We start from the raw sequence: 15,537 nt of genomic DNA, 5'->3' as shown, positions 1-15,537 counted from the left end.
GCGGCCCCAACGAGGTCGGTCGGAGGCGAGGACGCCGACGGGGAGCGTCCGGTTTCCGACGCGGGCCGTACGTCCTGCGCGGGCCGTACGTCCTGCGGGGGTCGTACGTCCTGCGGGGCCGTAGGCCCTACGCCGGGAAGCGGCGGTCCACCCACCTCCACAGGAACTCCAGTACGGCCGACGCCCCCGCCGCGACGGCGACCGCGGTCCACGGCATCGCCGTCCCCACCAGCCGCAGGGCGAAGAAGTCCTGCAGCCAGGGGACGACGAGGACCACCAGGAAGCCGGCGCCCATCGCGGCGACGAGGCCCAGGCGCCACCAGGTGTACGGGCGGGCGATGATGGCCAGCACCCACATGGAGATCAGGAAGAGGGTGAGGGTGGAGGCGCTGGTCTCCGCCTCCAACGAGCCCTCGCCCGCGTAGTGGTGACGGGCGATCAGATACGTGGCGAAGGTGGCCAGGGCCGCCAGTACGCCGCCCGGGATCGCGTACCGCATCACCCGGCGTACGAAGTGGGGTCGCGCGCGTTCCTTGTTGGGGGCCAGGGCGAGGAAGAAGGCCGGGACGCCGATCGTCAGGGTCGAGAGCAGGGTCAGGTGGCGGGGGAGGAAGGGGTACTCCACCTGCCAGCAGGCCACCAGGACGGCGAGGAGCACCGAGTAGACCGTCTTCACCAGGAAGAGGGTCGCGACGCGGGTGATGTTGCCGATCACCCGGCGGCCCTCCGCGACCACCGACGGCAGCGTCGCGAAGCTGTTGTTGAGGAGGACGATCTGGGCGACGGCCCTGGTGGCCTCCGAGCCCGAGCCCATCGCCACACCGATGTCGGCGTCCTTGAGGGCCAGGACGTCGTTCACGCCGTCCCCGGTCATCGCGACCGTGTGGCCGTGGGACTGGAGCGCGCCGACCATGTCCCGCTTCTGCTGCGGGGTGACCCGGCCGAAGACCGTGCCGGAGTCGAGCGCCCGCGCCATGTCGTCGCGTTCGGCGGGGAGCCGGCGGGCGTCGACGACCTCGCCGGTGAGGCCCAGTTTGCCGGCCACCGCGCCGACCGACACCGCGTTGTCGCCGGAGATGACCTTCGCCCGTACGTTCTGTTCCTCGAAGTAGCGGAGGGTGTCGGAGGCGTCGGGGCGCAGCCGTTGTTCGAGGACGACGAGGGCCGTGGGGTGCGCGCCGGTCGCGACCTCGGGGTCGTCCAGCTCCCGGGTCACCCGGGCCAGCAGGAGCACCCGTAGCCCCTCCTCGTTCAGGTGTTCGGTATCGGTGAGGGCCGGGTCGCCGTCGGGGAGGAGGACGTCGGGGGCGCCGAGCAGCCAGGTGCTGGTCTCGCCGTCGCCCTCGCTGAAGGACGCGCCGCTGTACTTGCGGGCCGAGGAGAAGGGCAGCGACTCGGTGCAGCGCCAGTCCTCGCTGTCCGGGTAGGCGTCGACGACGGCCTGGAGGGAGGCGTTCGGGCGGGGGTCCGATTCGCCGAGGGCGCCGAGGACCTTGCGTACGTACGACTCGTCCGCGCCGTTGAGGGAGCGCACCTCGGTGACGTCCATGCCGCCCTCGGTGAGGGTGCCCGTCTTGTCGAGGCAGACGGTGTCGACGCGGGCCAGGCCCTCGATGGCCGGCAGCTCCTGGACCAGGCACTGCTTGCGGCCGAGGCGGATCACCCCGATCGCGAAGGCGACGGAGGTGAGGAGGACGAGACCCTCGGGGACCATCGGCACGATGCCGCCGACCGTGCGGGCGACGGAGTCCTTGAAGTCGTTCTCCTTCACGACCAGCTGGCTGATGATCAGGCCGATCGCGGTCGGGATCATCATCCACGTGACGTACTTGAGGATGGTGGAGATGCCGGAGCGGAGTTCCGAGTGGACGAGGGTGAAGCGGCTCGCCTCCTCGGCCAGCTGGGCCGCGTAGGCCTCCCGGCCCACCTTCGTCGCGGTGAACGCGCCGCCGCCCGCGACCACGAAACTGCCCGACATCACCTGGTCGCCGGGCTGCTTGACGACCGGGTCGGCCTCGCCGGTGAGCAGCGACTCGTCGATCTCCAGGCCGTCGGTCTCGACGCACTCCCCATCGACGACGATCTTGTCGCCGGGGCCGATCTCGATGACGTCTCCGAGGACGAGGTCGGAGGTGCCGACCGACACGGCGACCCCGTCCCGCCGGACCGTCGGCCTCGCCTCGCCGATCACCGCGAGGGAGTCGAGGGTCTTCTTCGCCCGCCACTCCTGGATGATGCCGATGCCCGTGTTGGCGAGGATCACATAGCCGAAGAGGCTGTCCTGGAACGGCGCCACGAACAGCATGATCACCCAGAGCACGCCGATGATCGCGTTGAACCGGGTGAAGACGTTCGCGCGGACGATGTCCACCGTGGAGCGGCTGCTCCGTACGGGTACGTCGTTCACCTCGCCGCGGGCCACTCGTCCGGCCACCTCGGCGGCCGTGAGACCGCGCGCCCGGCCCGTGTGTGCCGTGGCCGGGGCGGTGGTGGGGTGCACAGGATCGAGGTCGGTGCCCGCGTCGATGTGCGTCATGCATTCGACGGTACGTGCGGATTTGGGGGTTCACCCGCCGAGTGCGCGAAAGATCCGACCTGGGGAGGAGCGGGGAGAGGACGCCGTGATGCCGTGGTCGTACACCACCGCTCCTTCAGTCCGTTCGGCCCGTTCAGTCCGTTCGACCCGTTCGACCCGTTCGACCCGTTCGGCCCGTTCAGTCCGTCCGGCGTCCGGCGTCCGGCGTCCGGCGCTCCGCGTCCGCGGTCGGGGGCGAGGCCGAAGGCCCGGCGGCGGGGGTCTGGTGGCGCGGCCTCCGGTGACCGGCTTCAGCAGGGGGCGCCTACTCGACCGGCGTCACGTCGGTGGCGTCGGTGTCGGTGTCGGCCTCGGCGGCGGCCTTGCGCTCCGCGTCCCGCTTGATGGCCGCGTCCCGTCTGCGTACGTAGTAGATGCCGATGAACCCGAGCCCGCCGCCCGCCAGGCAGGTCCACACCCACCAGGTGTGCCCGTGGTCCTCGTACCAGCCGTAGAAGGGGAGCTGGACGACGAAGAGGACGAGCCACAGGATCGTGCCACCGATGATGGTCGGCACGATCGGCCCCTCCAGGGGCTCCGGTGCCTCGTGCTTGGGGATCCACTTCGCCATGGGCACAGCTTACGAGGCGGACGGGTCTACGCGCGGAGATGGCATTTCCTGCATCGATGACGCTGCCGCGGTCGTCATCGAGGCCGCCGCCGACCTGCCCGCGGGCTCCTGGGGTCTGACGACGCCGACGTGGCCCGGCAACCCGGTCGCGAGCCCCGATTTCGGGCTGCTCGGTGAGGTCAGTCTCTTCGGCGGCTTCTCGAAGGTCGGCGTGCTGACCGGTGTCCTGTTCGTCTTCACGGTCCTGCTGTCGTGCTTCTTCGACGCGATGGGCACGATCATGGGCGTCGGCGACGAGGCCAAGCTGACCGACGCGGACGGTCAGATGCCGGGCATCAACAAGGTTCTGTTCGTCGACGGCGTCGCCGTCGCCGCCGGTGGCGCGAGCTCCTCGTCGGCCACGACCTGCTTCGTGGAATCGACGGCGGGTGTGGGTGAGGGGGCGCGCACCGGCTTCGCGAACGTCGTCACGGCCGCCCTCTTCGCCGTCGCGCTGTTCCTGACGCCGGTCGCCACGATGGTCCCCTCCCAGGCGGCCACCCCGGCGCTGCTCGCGGTCGGCTTCCTGATCCTCGCGAACTCCGTCCGCGAGATCGACTGGGCGGACTACACGATCGCGATCCCGGCCTTCGTGACGATGGTGATGATGCCGTTCACCTACTCGATCACCAACGGCATCGGCATGGGCTTCATCACCTTCGTCGTCCTGCGCCTGGCCGCGGGCCGCGGGCGCGAGGTGCCGGTCGCGATGTACGTGGTGTCGGCGGTGTTCGGTTTCTACTACCTGATGCCGGCGCTGGGGCTGACGTGAGCGGCGCCCGGGTTCCTTTCGTCGCTTTCGTCGCCCGGGTTGCTCACGTCACCCCGTAGAACTTCTCCGTCTCGTCGACGGCGGTCTGGAACCGCTCGTCGAAGTCGTCCCGGATGAGCGTCCCGATCACGTAGTCCTGGACGCTCATTCCCCTTTTCGCCGCGTGGGTCCGGAGCCGTTCGAGCAGCTCCTCGTCTATCCGCAGGCTGAGCACAGTGGTCCCCATATGTACGAGGGTCAGGTGTGCTCTGGTCTGTCGTGTCATGTTCTGCGTACTAGTCACTCATATGAGTGATGTCGGTGCCGGTATCGGTATGAGTGGCGGGGCTCACGGGCACAGCTGTGGAGTTCCGGTGGTCTTTAGCGAGAGTAATGAGTTACGCTAAAGAACATGCCTGACCTGAACCATGGCGACGACGAGGCCGCTGTGAACGCCCTCCGTTCCGCCGTGATGCGCCTGTCCCGTCGGCTCAAGCACCAGCGGGTCGACGAGTCGCTGAGCCCCACCGAGATGTCGGTGCTCGGCACACTCGCCCGCTGCGGCACCGCCACCCCCGGTGAGCTGGCCCGCAAGGAGCATGTGCAGCCGCCGTCGATGACCCGCATCGTCGCCCTGCTGGAGAGCAAGGGGCTGGTGAAGCTGGAGCCGCATCCCGAGGACCGGCGGCAGAAGGTGGTCACCCAGACCGAGCGGGCCGAGGCGATGTTGGAGGAGAGCCGCCGCAAGCGCAACGCGTTCCTCGCCTCCCTCGTCGAGGGCCTCGGCGAGGACGAGTGGGAGAAGCTCCGCGCCGCCGCGCCGGTGCTGGAGAAGCTCGCCCATCTCTGACCCCGCGCCCGGCCGCCGGGTGCGCCGGAGCCCTGGGGGTACGCCGGATCGGCCGCCGGTGCGCCCAGGCCTGCAGCCCGTGCGCCGTCGGGGGGCGTGCATGGGCCGACGTGAAAACCAGCAGACAGAACAGGAGCGGTGAGGCTTACACAACCGCAGGACACACCCGCGTTTCACGCAAGGAGGCGAGCCCTTTTGAGTACGGGCCCCGGAACACCTTCCGTCCCCGCACCCCCGACCGCCCACGAGCCCCCGCCGACCCCCGACGCACCGGAAGCGCCGCCGGATACCACCGGCCCGCCGCACCGAGCCGCAGTCCCTCCACCGACGCCGAACGCCGTCGGCCTGGGGAAGACGCCCGTCAGCAGGGCGAACGGGGGTGCCGCTCGCCTGGTGAAGCCGGAGCCCGGCGCTTTGGTGGTGTCCGATGCCGCCGGTTCGGAGAAGACGCCCGTCGGCAGGGCGAACGGGGACGCCGCTCGCCTGGTGAAGGCGGAGCCCGGCGCTTTGGTGGTGTCCGATGCCGCCGGTTCGGGGAAGACGCCCGTCGGCAGGGCGAACGGGGACGCCGCCCGCCTGGTGAAGCCGGGCCCCGGCGCCCTGGTGGTGTCCGATGCCGCCGGTGCGGAGAAGCGTGGCGCCGCCGCTTCGGTTCCGCCGGAGGCCGTCTGCCCGGTGCAGGCGAGGGGCGCCGGTCCGGGGAAGTCCGGGGCGCCGACGCCTGTCGAACCGGCCGCTGGATCCGACGCCCTTCCGCTCGCGCGAGCCGCCGAGCCGACGGCCGAGGGGCCGTCCGGGGCTGTCGCCGGCCCCGCCCCCGCCCCCGCTCAGGCCCCCGGCCTGCCGGTGAGCGCTCCCCTCTCCTCGACCCCTGCCGCTGCTGCTGCTGCTGCCTCTGCTTCTGCCGGTGCCTCCGGCCCGTCGGTGACCGCCCCCGACTCTTCGCCGGGCGCCGTCGATTCCTCGTCGGACACCGCCGAGTCCCCCGCCTCCCGTGAACGCGTCTCCATGTTCCGGTCGTTGCGGGTTCGGAACTACCGGCTGTTCTTCGTCGGGCAGGTCGTGTCGAACATCGGCACCTGGATGCAGCGGATCGCGCAGGACTGGCTGGTACTGAGCCTGACGGGATCGTCGACGGCTGTCGGGGTGACGATGGCGCTGCAGTTCCTGCCGATGCTGCTGTTCGGCCTGTACGGCGGGGTGCTGGTCGACCGGTTCCCCAAGAGGCGGCTGTTGTTCCTGACACAGACGTCGATGGCGGTCACGGGGCTGGCGCTCGCCGCGCTGACGCTCTCCGGTCAGGTCCAGGTGTGGCACGTGTACGTGGCCGCCTTCGCCGTGGGCATGGCCACCGTGGTCGACAACCCGGCCCGGCAGTCGTTCGTGTCGGAGATGGTCGGCCCCGGCCAGCTCCAGAACGCGGTCAGCCTCAACTCGGCGAACTTCCAGTCGGCCCGTCTGGTCGGCCCCGCCGTCGCCGGTGTGCTGATCACCACCGTCGGCTCGGGCTGGGCCTTCCTCTACAACGGCCTCTCCTTCGTCGCCCCCCTCACCGGTCTGCTGCTGATGCGGACCCGAGAGCTGCACCCCGTCCGCCGCGCTCCCCGCGCCAAGGGCCAGCTCCGTGAGGGCCTGCGCTATGTGGCCGGCCGCCCCGAACTGCTCTGGCCCATCGTCCTCGTCGGCTTCATCGGCACCTTCGGCTTCAACTTCCCCGTCTGGCTGTCGGCGTACGCGGACGACGTGTTCCACGCCGACGCCGGCGCGTACAGCCTCTTCAACACGCTCATGGCGGTCGGCTCCGTCGCCGGTGCCCTGCTCGCGGCCCGCCGCGGCACCGCCCGGCTGCGCGTGCTGATCGGGGGCGCGCTCGCCTTCGGCCTGCTGGAGATCATGGCCGCGCTGGCCCCGTCGTACTGGATCTTCGCCCTGCTCATGGTGCCGATAGGGATGTTCGGCCTGACCGTGAACGTCACCACCAACACGGCCATCCAGATGGGCACCGACCCCGCGATGCGCGGCCGCGTCATGGCCCTCTACATGATGGTCTTCCTGGGCGGTACGCCTCTGGGCGCGCCGATCGCGGGCTGGGCCACCGACGCGTACGGCGCCCGGATCGGCTTCGTCGCCGGCGGTGTCGTCTCCGTGGTCGCCGCGGTCGTCGTGGGCCTGATCCTCGTCAGGGCCGGTGGGATGCGGCTGTCGGTGGGATGGAACCAGGGGCACCCACGGGTGCGGGTCCTGTCCCGGAAGCGGGCCGACGAACCGAGGTCGGTACCGGTCTGAGCGGTGGCGCTCCGCCGGGGGCAGCCGTGACGCCTACGCAGGTGCCGCGAAGCACCGCCGGGCGGCTGCGGCTGCGGCTGCGGCGTCGTGGTGGTCGGGCGGCTGCGGCGGCGGCGTCGTAGTGGTCGGTCGGGCGGGCGGCTGCGGTACGTGGTGGTCGGTCGGGCGGTTTCCCGCTCCCCCTTTCGGGGCGCGGTGGTCGCCAGGTGATCCGGCCACCTGGGAAGGTGGCGGGCATGAGACTGTTCGCCGCTGTGCTTCCGCCCGCCGAGGTCGTCGATGAACTCGGCTCGGTGATCGGGGAGTTGAAGGGCCTGGCCGGTGCGGACCGGTTGCGTTGGACCGCGTCGCCCGGCTGGCACTTCACGCTCGCCTTCTACGGAGAGGTCGACGAGGACGTCGTACCGGAGCTGTCACGGCGGCTGGAGCGGGCCGCGCGGCGGAGTGAGCCGTTTCCGCTGGCGGTGCGCGGTGGCGGGCAGTTCGGGCACGGCCGGGCGTTGTGGGCGGGGGCCGAGGGGGACCTCGGCGCCCTGCGGCTGCTGGCCGACCGCGCGGAGGCGGCGGCGCGCAAGGCCGGGGTGCCGATGGGGGAGCACCGCCGGTACACGCCCCACCTGACCGTGGCCCGCAGCCGCGAGGACTTCGACGTACGGCCGTTCGTCGGCGTCCTCGACGCCTTCGCCGGGCGTCCGTGGACGGTGGCCGACCTCGCGCTGGTGCGCAGCGTTCTGCCGACATCCGGCGTGGCGGGGGAGCAGCCGCGGTACGAGGCGGTCGGGCGGTGGGGCCTTGGGGCGGCCGGATGACCTTTCGGGCCGCCGGTTAGGCTCGGTGGCGTGGACCCGAAGACCCGTAACCGGATCATGGCCGGTGTGCTTGTGCTGATGTTCGTGGTGGTCGCTCTCTCGGCGGCGCTCGGCAAGTAGCCGTGGCGTGCCGTCGCCTGCCGTCGCGTGCCGGCGCCTGCCGGGGAACTGCGGACCGTACCGAACCTGAGGCCCGTACCGAACCTGAGGCCCGGTGGGGGCTTGTCGCGCAGTTCCCCGCGCCCCTGGAAGCAGCGGGTGGTGCCGCCGGTCAAGCAGCGGGCGAGCGGCCGACGCTCACCAGGCGAAGGCCTCCGGCGACGGGCCCGGGCCCGGGAAGATCTCGTCCAGGGAGGTCAGGAGCTCGTCGCTCAGGTCCAGCTCGGCCGCGCGGATCGCGGATTGCAGTTGCTGGGCCGTGCGCGGGCCGACGATCGGGCCCGTGACGCCGGGACGGGTGAGGAGCCAGGCGAGGGCGGCCTCGCCCGGTTCGAGGCCGTGCTTGTCGAGGAGGTCCTCGTAGGCCTGGACCTGGGCGCGTACGGCGCTGTCGGCGAGGGCGTCGGCGGAGCGGCCGGAGGTACGGCGACCGCCCTCGGCCTCCTTCCTGATGACCCCGCCGAGCAGCCCGCCGTGCAGCGGTGACCAGGGGATGACTCCGAGGCCGTACTCCTGCGCGGCCGGGATGACCTCCATCTCGGCGCGGCGCTCGGCGAGGTTGTAGAGGCACTGCTCGCTGACGAGGCCGATGGTGCCGCCCCGGCGGGCGGCGGTCTCGTTGGCCTGGGCGATCTTGTAGCCGGGGAAGTTGCTGGACCCGGCGTAGAGGATCTTGCCCTGCTGGACCAGGACGTCGACGGCCTGCCAGATCTCCTCGAAGGGGGTGGCCCGGTCGATGTGGTGGAACTGGTAGACGTCGATGTGGTCCGTCCGCAGCCGCTTGAGGCTGGCGTCCACGGCCCGCCGGATGTTCAGCGCGGAGAGCTTGTCGTGGTTGGGCCAGGAGTCGGCGGAGGCCGCCATGTTCCCGTAGACCTTGGTCGCGAGCACGACCTTGTCGCGGCGCTCGCCGCCCTTGGCGAACCAGTTGCCGATGATGCTCTCGGTGCGGCCCTTGTTCTCGCCCCAGCCATACACGTTCGCGGTATCGAAGAAGTTGATGCCTGCATCCAGCGCCGCGTCCATGATCGCGTGGCTGTCCGCTTCGTCCGTCTGCGGACCGAAGTTCATCGTGCCGAGGACCAGTCGGCTGACCTTGAGTCCTGTGCGTCCGAGCTGTGTGTACTTCATGACTCCTTAGCCAAGGCGGTGGAGTGCGCTCTAGGCAAGCGGGGCGGGTCCGCGGCGGCCCGGGCGGGTGGGATCTTGACGCTATCTCGTGGTTAGTGCTTTCCTTCGGTAAGCATCATATTGAATCTTCAAGTTACCCACTTGGGAGCATCGTGACCCCCACCACGCCTGCCCGCCGCGCCCTCGTCGCCGCCCTCGCGGCCGTCGCGCTCACCTCGACCGTCGCCGTCGTCCCGGCCGTCGCCGCCCCGGCAGCGGCAGCGGCTGCGGCTGCGGCATCGTCGACGGCCGCCGCCGAGCGGAGCGCGTACGGCGATGCCGCGCGCCTCGGGTACCAGAAGGCCGTCGCCGTACGCGTCCTCAAGGGGGTGTTCGAGGAGGGGGACACGGCGGTCGTGGACCGTTACGTGCGGCCGGACTACATCCAGCACAACCCGCTCGCGCCGGACGGGGCGGAGACGTTGAAGGGCCTCGCCGGGGTGATGAACCAGCAGTTCCCGGACGCCGAGTACGACGTCAAGCGGGTCGTCGCGCAGGGCGACCTGGTCCTCGTGCACTCCAACGTGGTGCTGACGCCCGGCAGTCGGGGCTCCGCGGTGTTCGACATCTTCCGGTTCCAGGGCGGGCGCATCGCGGAGCACTGGGACGTGGCACAGGAGGTGCCGGAGTCCTCGGCCAACGGCAACGACATGTTCTCCACGGTCAGCCGGCCGAGGACCAGTACACCGGGGCCGGCCTGGCTGACCGCGTACAACGAGAAGCTGGTGACCAAGGCGTTCGACCGGCTGCTGGTGCGGAAGGACCTCTCGGCGCTCGACGAGTACTGGGGCCCCGAGTACCACCAGCACAACCCGAACATCGCCGACGGCGTGGCGGGGGCCGAGGCCGGTCTGGGCGGCTACTTCCAGCAGTTCCCCGACCTCACCGTCTCGCGCAAGCGCGTCATCGCCGAGGGCGACCTCGTCGCCGTCCACAGCCACTACGTCAACGCGCCCGGCGAGCGCGGCCAGGCCGTCATCGACCTCTTCCGGGTGCGGAACGGGAAGATCGTCGAACACTGGGACGTGCTCCAGGACGTTCCGGCGACTGCGGCGAACGACAACACGATGTTCTGACCGGAGTTCTGCGGGTCATGATCTGAGACGCGGGTCCGCAGATTCCGGGCGGGGGGGACGTGTTTGTCGAAAAGCCGTGCGTTCGCGTGGGTCGTATCTGTGTTGACCGCTGCGTTGTGCGTGCTGGTCACGCCGGGGGCCGCGCGGGCGACGGAACCGTCGGCCGACGACGCCTGCCGGAGTGCGGAGCTGGCCGGCGCCGAGGTCAGTACGTCGGTGCGGTTGGAGCATGACGACCGGACGTACACGAAGGTCGTGACCGAACTGACCCTCGATGTTCCGGGGACCTGGCCGCCGGCACGGGATCTGTCGCTCAGCGAGGACAGCCGGCAGTACATCGAGGCGATGTCCTGTCTCCTCGGCGCCGACGATGACCACCAGCGCTGGTCGGAGCGGCGAACCAGGAAGCCGGTGGTTACGTGGAAAGGAGGCCGGGCCAAGGTCGTCGACGAGGTGTACGGCTGGATGGACACTCAGTACGTCACCGAGGTGGGCCTGTGGCGGGTGCGGCCGCTCGGCGGAGAGATGTGGATCCTCGAACTCCGGGCCCCGCCCGCCCTGTGGGGTGCCCGGTGGGACGAGGTCACCGTGGATCCCGGACGGCCCGGGGCCGAGCGGGCGGAACCCGAGCCGAAGACCGGCAGAGGAGCCACGGCTCTTGTGTGGCGGCCCGGGCGGACCGAGGGGGTGATCGTCCTGGCGGACCCTGAGGCTGAGGACGCGCCTGAGGGGCTGCGGGTGACCGTGGATATCAGGCCTTCCTGGCAACGGTCCTGGGCCGCTCGGCAGGATGACGTGATCGGCAGGATGTCGGGCACCGTGGGCACGTTGCTCTGGGTGTCCACGATGTCCTCCCTGCTCCTGGCCGCGGTCCGGCGCTATCGACGACGTCCCGGCATCCCGACCGACCTCCGACTACGCACCCTGGGCAACCTGCGGGACTGGACGGTCCTGGGCGTCCTGTCCTACGTCGGCGCCGCGCTAGCGGAAGCCGATGCCCTCCCCGGCTTCCTCGTCGCCATGGGGACCATGGCCCTGTTGTTCCGCTTCGCCCGTCCGCCGCGACCGATCCAGCGAGTGCTTGCGGCGGCGCTGGTGGTGTGTCCGACGGTTCTGGCGGTGGGGCTCTTCGCGTTCAGGTCGGAGAACCTCGATAGCTCGGACGGCAGCTACGACGGCTTGGGAGCGTTGGTCGCGCTGCAGACCGGACTGTCCTTCTTCATTTCGGGTCTGCTCCTGCTCGCCGTCGTCGCGGCTGCCTGGCGCCTGGCCACCGACGGACAGTTGGTGCCCAGGAGTCGCCGGTTCCAGGGCCTCGACCGGGAACTCCGTATCGGGGTCGCCGGGCCGGCGGTCCTCGTCAGTACGGTGGTCATCGCTGTCTGCTTCGCTCTGGTCTACGAGCGCAACTGGCAGCAGGCGAGCTGGCTGTTCAGCCCGTCGGACCCCGCATACGGCGAAGACCACTGGGCAGACTTCGGCTGGCAGGTGATGCAGTCGGTCACCTACGTCGTGACCTGGCTCGTCCTCCAACACGGCTGGCTGACAACGAGCTTGGCCGTGATCGCCGTGCTGCGTGCCTGGCGGGCGCCGGGCTCGTTGTCCCCGCTGCACGACCGGGCCGACGGTCTCCTGCTCCTCGCCTTCTTCGCGCTCGCGGTTGGCCTGGACGTCCAGGACCACCTCGGCAGCCCCCTCCTCGAATTCCTCTGGATACCTTTCTACGCGCTGGCTCTGTACGGCGCGACAGCCCTCCTCGCCCACCGGTCCGTCCTCGCCCAGCCCTTCGAGATCTCCGGACGGCCTCTCTCGACCGTGGCGGGTCCCGCCGCCCGCGCTCGACTGCTGGGCAAGGCCCGCTCCTACCGTGAGATCCACGCCGAGCTGCGCCGCCTGGACCAGGGGCTCTTCGGTGACGTACCGCCGAAACGGGAGGTTCTGGAGCGGAAGTTGCACCGGCTGCACAACTGGGCGGTGAACAGTGCCCCGGAGGCCGCGCCCGACCGGCTGCCGGCCAAGGTGTCGGTGGTCGACGCGGCGCTCGCCCTCGGGCCGAGGGACGACTGGTGGGGCAACGGCGTACGGGGCGCCCGCTTCGCACTGATACCCGGGCTGCCCGCCGCGGTTCTCAACACATGGGCGCAGTGGATCCGGGGGGAGGGCTGGCAGAACACACTCTCGGACGTGCTCGGCCTTCCCGACATGGCGTTCACCCTCGTCTCCTGGACGGTCAGGTTCGCGGCAGCGGGCTTCGTCCTGGGCGCGTTGTGGCGCGTACTGCCGGGGCGGCGGGGAGCCGTCAAGGCCATCCCTGTCACCGCGGCCTTCGCACTGCCCGTGGTGATCGACGTACTCGTGCGCTGGTTCACACGTGAGAGCTCGGCCAACGTGGCACTGCACGTATCGACCATGCTCTTCGTCCTCACCGTCACCGGGATCGCGCTCGATCTCGACACGTTCGCGGGGGAACGGCGTTACTGGCAGACCCGGTTGGGGCTTCTCCTGTCCGTCTACCAAATGCGGTACTACTCGCTCCAGGTCGCCTATCTCATCGGTCAGATCATCGCCATCATCACCATCTGGCAGTTCTTCGCGGAGCCGGACGCGGTGCCGTCGGGTGGGGAGGCGCCGCCTTCGTCGTCGAACGAGGGGGCGGGGGGCTGAGAGGCGGGAGGCCTCGTCGCACTGCCCTGGCCGGCCGTCGAGAAGGCGTACGTCGTCGCGGTCAACCGGCGGCCGGGCGACGGCCTGGCCCTCGTGCTCGACCACCGCACGGATCCGGCGGACCCCGGGTCGGGGCAGCGCGTTCTGGACGGACCCCCGGCGGTGCGAGTGGCGGGTGGTGGCGCCCACGTTCTCGGCGTTCCTGGCGGCGCTCGGCCTCAGCTCTTCGGGAGGGGCTGCGGGTTCTGGCGGTCCTGGTGATCCCGGGGGAGGGGTGGCTCGGGCGGGCGGCGGTAGGAGAGGAGGAACAGCGGGGTCGCCAGGAGGAGGACGCCGGCGGCGGCGATCGCGGCGCGGGGGGTGGTGAGGGCGGCGAGGAGACCCCAGAGGGCCGTCATGGCGGCGGTGGTGAGTTTGCCCGTGACGGACCAGGCGGTGAGGGTGCGGACGACGCGGTCCGGCGGGGTCCGGGTGAGGCGCTGGGTGGTCAGCACGGGGTTGTAGATGCTGATGCAGGTGATCAGGCCGAGCTCGACGACCATGACGAGGACGAGGCCGGCGGGTCCCGGGCCGATGAACGCCAGCCCCAGCGGCCAGCACACCCGCAGGGTTCCGGCGATCCGGATGACCTTGTGATGGCCGTGCCGGGCGACCAGCCGACGGGAGAGGCGGGAGCCGATCAGGCCGCCGGCGCACGGGAGGGCGAAGGCGAGGCCGTACTGCCAGGGGGCGAAGCCGAGTTGGCCGACCATGAGGATGACCAGCAGGGGTGCGGGTGCCATGATCAGGGCGTTGACCAGGACGGTGTTGAGGAAGAGGGGACGCAGGGCCGGGTCGCGGAGGAGGTACCGCCAGCCGTCGAGGAGGTCGCCGGGGCGGAGACGGGGCGCGGGAGTGGGGCGGGGGGCGTTGCCCTGTGTGCCGTCCGTGCCGTCCGTGCCGTCCGTGCCGTCCGTGCCGTCTGTGCCGGCCGTGCCCTGCGTGGGCTGCGTGGGTTGAGAGGACCGCGCGGGTGTCATGGGTGGTGCGGGTATGGCGGGTGCCGTGGCCTCGGTGGGCTTCGCGGGCTCGGTGGGCCTCGCAGGCCCGGCGGGGTCCGTCGGCATGGCGGGGTGGGGCGGCCCGGCGGGCGTCGCGGGCATGGCGGGGTCCGTCGGCTCGGCGGGGTCCGTCGGCCCGGCGGGCTTCGTCGGTGGCGTGGGTGATGCGGTGCGTACCAGGTGCGGTTCCTTGCCGCCGATCGCTCGGATGCCGGCTGCCGAGAGCAGGTAGCTGGCCGCGTCGGTGAGCAGGGTGGTGACCGGGCCGAAGAGGCCGATCGCGGCGCCGCCGAGGGGCGGGCCGAGCATGGTGGTGGTCCAGGTCGTGGCCTCGAAGCGGCCGTTGGCGGCGACGAGGTGCTCGGGCGGGACCAGGGACTTCAGACAGGCGCCGCTCGCCGCGGTGAAGGCGATGTCGGCCACGGCGACGATCACGGACACCAGGAGGAGCTGGGGGAAGGTGAGCAGGTCGAGGGCGTAGGCCGCCGGGACGGTCAGCAGGGCCGCGCAGCGGACCAGGTCCATCGTGATCATCACCGGGCGTTTGGGGCGGAACTCCACCCGGGGGCCCAGCGGTACGGCCACGGCCGCGCCCACCGCCAGGCCGGTGGCCGCCAGCGCGGAGACCTCGGTCGGGCCGACGTGCAGGACCAGTACCGCGATCAGGGGGAACGCGTCGAACGACAGCCGCGTACCGAACGCACTGACCGAGTACGCCGCCCACAACCACCGGAAGTCCCGCCCCAGCCCACCGCCCCGCGCCATCCCCGCCCCCGCCTCCGCCGCGCCGCTCGACGCGGCCCGCGCGGGTCACGTCCGACCGGGTCATCCAAGCGAGCGGGAGCCGACCGATCAAGCGCGGAGCGCCCGAGCCGGGAGGCCGCGGACGACGCCGTCAGCCTCGGGGGAAGTCGGCGGTCGGAAGGACCAGGCCGAGGAGGGTGGTGCTCATGTCGACGTCGCCGCCGTAGGTGACGGACAGGTCGCTGACGTAGTCGCCGTCCTTGGGCTGGGTGAACAGCCGGCACTTCCCCGCGTAGGGGTTTGGAGCTGCTGCCGCTGGAGTGCGTTCAGGAGCGTTCTGGTGAGTGGGGGTGAGTGTGGGTGGTCTGTGCCGGGTCGCGTGTCTCGGCCGTGGGGGCGGGTTTCGGTAGGGAACTGACGTTCTCGCATCGAATGCGTGACCTTCCCGGGTGGTGCTCGTTTCTCATGGCGACGGGTTCTTCGGGTGGGGTCGGGCAGGGGGTGACGGGGTGGGTGAGCTGCGGAGTATCGCGGCGTCGTTCGTCGCGTCCGGTCCGAGTGGTGTGGCCGTGCGGACCCGCCTCAAGCAGCTGACGCCCGGGGACGAGAAGGTGCTGCGTCTGGTGGGTGCGCACCTGGGGTCGCTGGCGGCCGCGTTGTCGCTCTCGGCCATCGCGATCCTGTCTTCAAGGACGGTCATCGTGGCGTTCCTCCCCGGCCGCCCCTCGATCGAAGACGGCCGCGCAGTGCAACGATACGCACGGTGACTGGGCGCGGTCGGTACGGCGAAACTCCCTTGCGCG

General features: G+C 70.9%; 11 protein-coding genes and 1 pseudogene. 7 read left to right on the top strand and 5 right to left on the bottom strand.

Going from position 1 to position 15,537, the window contains the following annotated elements; translation table 11 throughout:
- Nucleotides 1-127: 127 nt before the first annotated feature.
- Together OG202_RS22535 and OG202_RS22530 are read right to left on the bottom strand one after the other, a co-directional pair.
- The gene (locus OG202_RS22535; protein ID WP_328223431.1) at nt 128-2,536 is read right to left on the bottom strand and encodes an HAD-IC family P-type ATPase; all 2,409 of its coding nucleotides are present in this window, start codon (nt 2,534-2,536) and stop codon (nt 128-130) included.
- Nucleotides 2,537-2,840: 304 nt separating this feature from the next.
- Nucleotides 2,841-3,146, bottom strand: coding sequence for a DUF2530 domain-containing protein (locus OG202_RS22530; protein ID WP_327729049.1), 306 nt, complete (start codon nt 3,144-3,146; stop codon nt 2,841-2,843).
- Nucleotides 3,147-3,213: 67 nt separating this feature from the next.
- Between OG202_RS22530 and OG202_RS22525 the strand changes: the two are divergent.
- Nucleotides 3,214-3,957: pseudogene (locus OG202_RS22525) on the top strand (solute carrier family 23 protein); the annotation flags it as partial.
- A gap of 43 nt (nt 3,958-4,000) precedes the next feature.
- On the opposite strand, the gene OG202_RS22520 reads toward OG202_RS22525, so the two are convergent.
- Complete coding sequence (locus OG202_RS22520; RefSeq protein WP_033525916.1) at nt 4,001-4,183, bottom strand: ribbon-helix-helix protein, CopG family; 183 nt, start codon at nt 4,181-4,183, stop codon at nt 4,001-4,003.
- A gap of 165 nt (nt 4,184-4,348) precedes the next feature.
- Here OG202_RS22520 and OG202_RS22515 point away from each other — a divergent pair, with 165 nt between their 5' ends.
- From OG202_RS22515 to thpR, 3 genes are all read left to right on the top strand, one after another.
- Nucleotides 4,349-4,786: a MarR family winged helix-turn-helix transcriptional regulator gene (locus OG202_RS22515; protein ID WP_326581917.1), complete on the top strand. Its 438-nt coding sequence runs from the start codon at nt 4,349-4,351 to the stop codon at nt 4,784-4,786.
- Nucleotides 4,787-5,710: 924 nt separating this feature from the next.
- A complete protein-coding gene (locus tag OG202_RS22510) occupies nt 5,711-7,072 on the top strand; it encodes an MFS transporter (RefSeq protein ID WP_326585756.1) in 1,362 nt (453 codons plus the stop codon).
- Between the two features lie 236 nt (nt 7,073-7,308).
- Nucleotides 7,309-7,881: an RNA 2',3'-cyclic phosphodiesterase gene (thpR, locus tag OG202_RS22505; protein ID WP_326581918.1), complete on the top strand. Its 573-nt coding sequence runs from the start codon at nt 7,309-7,311 to the stop codon at nt 7,879-7,881.
- A 297-nt stretch (nt 7,882-8,178) separates the two neighbouring features.
- On the opposite strand, the gene OG202_RS22500 is transcribed toward thpR, so the two are convergent.
- Nucleotides 8,179-9,171, bottom strand: a complete 993-nt coding sequence (locus OG202_RS22500) for an aldo/keto reductase (RefSeq protein WP_326581919.1) — start codon at nt 9,169-9,171, stop codon at nt 8,179-8,181.
- Between the two features lie 152 nt (nt 9,172-9,323).
- Here OG202_RS22500 and OG202_RS22495 point away from each other — a divergent pair, with 152 nt between their 5' ends.
- Both OG202_RS22495 and OG202_RS22490 read left to right on the top strand, forming a co-directional pair.
- Nucleotides 9,324-10,286, top strand: a complete 963-nt coding sequence (locus OG202_RS22495) for a nuclear transport factor 2 family protein (protein WP_326581920.1) — start codon at nt 9,324-9,326, stop codon at nt 10,284-10,286.
- Nucleotides 10,287-10,388: 102 nt separating this feature from the next.
- Nucleotides 10,389-12,950 (top strand): DUF6185 family protein, encoded by a 2,562-nt coding sequence (locus tag OG202_RS22490; RefSeq protein ID WP_326581921.1) that lies wholly within the window; start codon nt 10,389-10,391, stop codon nt 12,948-12,950.
- A 218-nt stretch (nt 12,951-13,168) separates the two neighbouring features.
- Here the strand turns inward: OG202_RS22490 and OG202_RS22485 are convergent, their stop codons facing one another.
- Nucleotides 13,169-14,755: an MFS transporter gene (locus tag OG202_RS22485; RefSeq protein WP_328223429.1), complete on the bottom strand. Its 1,587-nt coding sequence runs from the start codon at nt 14,753-14,755 to the stop codon at nt 13,169-13,171.
- A 488-nt stretch (nt 14,756-15,243) separates the two neighbouring features.
- On the opposite strand from OG202_RS22485, the gene OG202_RS22480 reads away from it, so the two are divergent.
- Nucleotides 15,244-15,501 carry a hypothetical protein gene (locus OG202_RS22480; RefSeq protein ID WP_328223427.1) on the top strand — a complete coding sequence of 86 codons (258 nt, stop codon included), beginning with the start codon at nt 15,244-15,246 and terminating at the stop codon, nt 15,499-15,501.
- Nucleotides 15,502-15,537 lie beyond the last annotated feature (36 nt).

Origin of the sequence: Streptomyces sp. NBC_00310 (assembly GCF_036208085.1) — a bacterium.
GTDB lineage: Bacteria > Actinomycetota > Actinomycetes > Streptomycetales > Streptomycetaceae > Streptomyces.
This window is presented reverse-complemented; position numbering and strand designations above follow the sequence as displayed.

Coding starts and splice junctions, on each gene's coding strand:
- OG202_RS22535 (WP_328223431.1), bottom strand. CDS start 2,536: ATGACGCACATCGACGCGGGCACCGACCTCGATCCTGTGCACCCCACC.
- OG202_RS22530 (WP_327729049.1), bottom strand. CDS start 3,146: ATGGCGAAGTGGATCCCCAAGCACGAGGCACCGGAGCCCCTGGAGGGG.
- OG202_RS22520 (WP_033525916.1), bottom strand. CDS start 4,183: ATGGGGACCACTGTGCTCAGCCTGCGGATAGACGAGGAGCTGCTCGAA.
- OG202_RS22515 (WP_326581917.1), top strand. CDS start 4,349: ATGCCTGACCTGAACCATGGCGACGACGAGGCCGCTGTGAACGCCCTC.
- thpR (WP_326581918.1), top strand. CDS start 7,309: ATGAGACTGTTCGCCGCTGTGCTTCCGCCCGCCGAGGTCGTCGATGAA.
- OG202_RS22500 (WP_326581919.1), bottom strand. CDS start 9,171: ATGAAGTACACACAGCTCGGACGCACAGGACTCAAGGTCAGCCGACTG.
- OG202_RS22485 (WP_328223429.1), bottom strand. CDS start 14,755: ATGGCGCGGGGCGGTGGGCTGGGGCGGGACTTCCGGTGGTTGTGGGCG.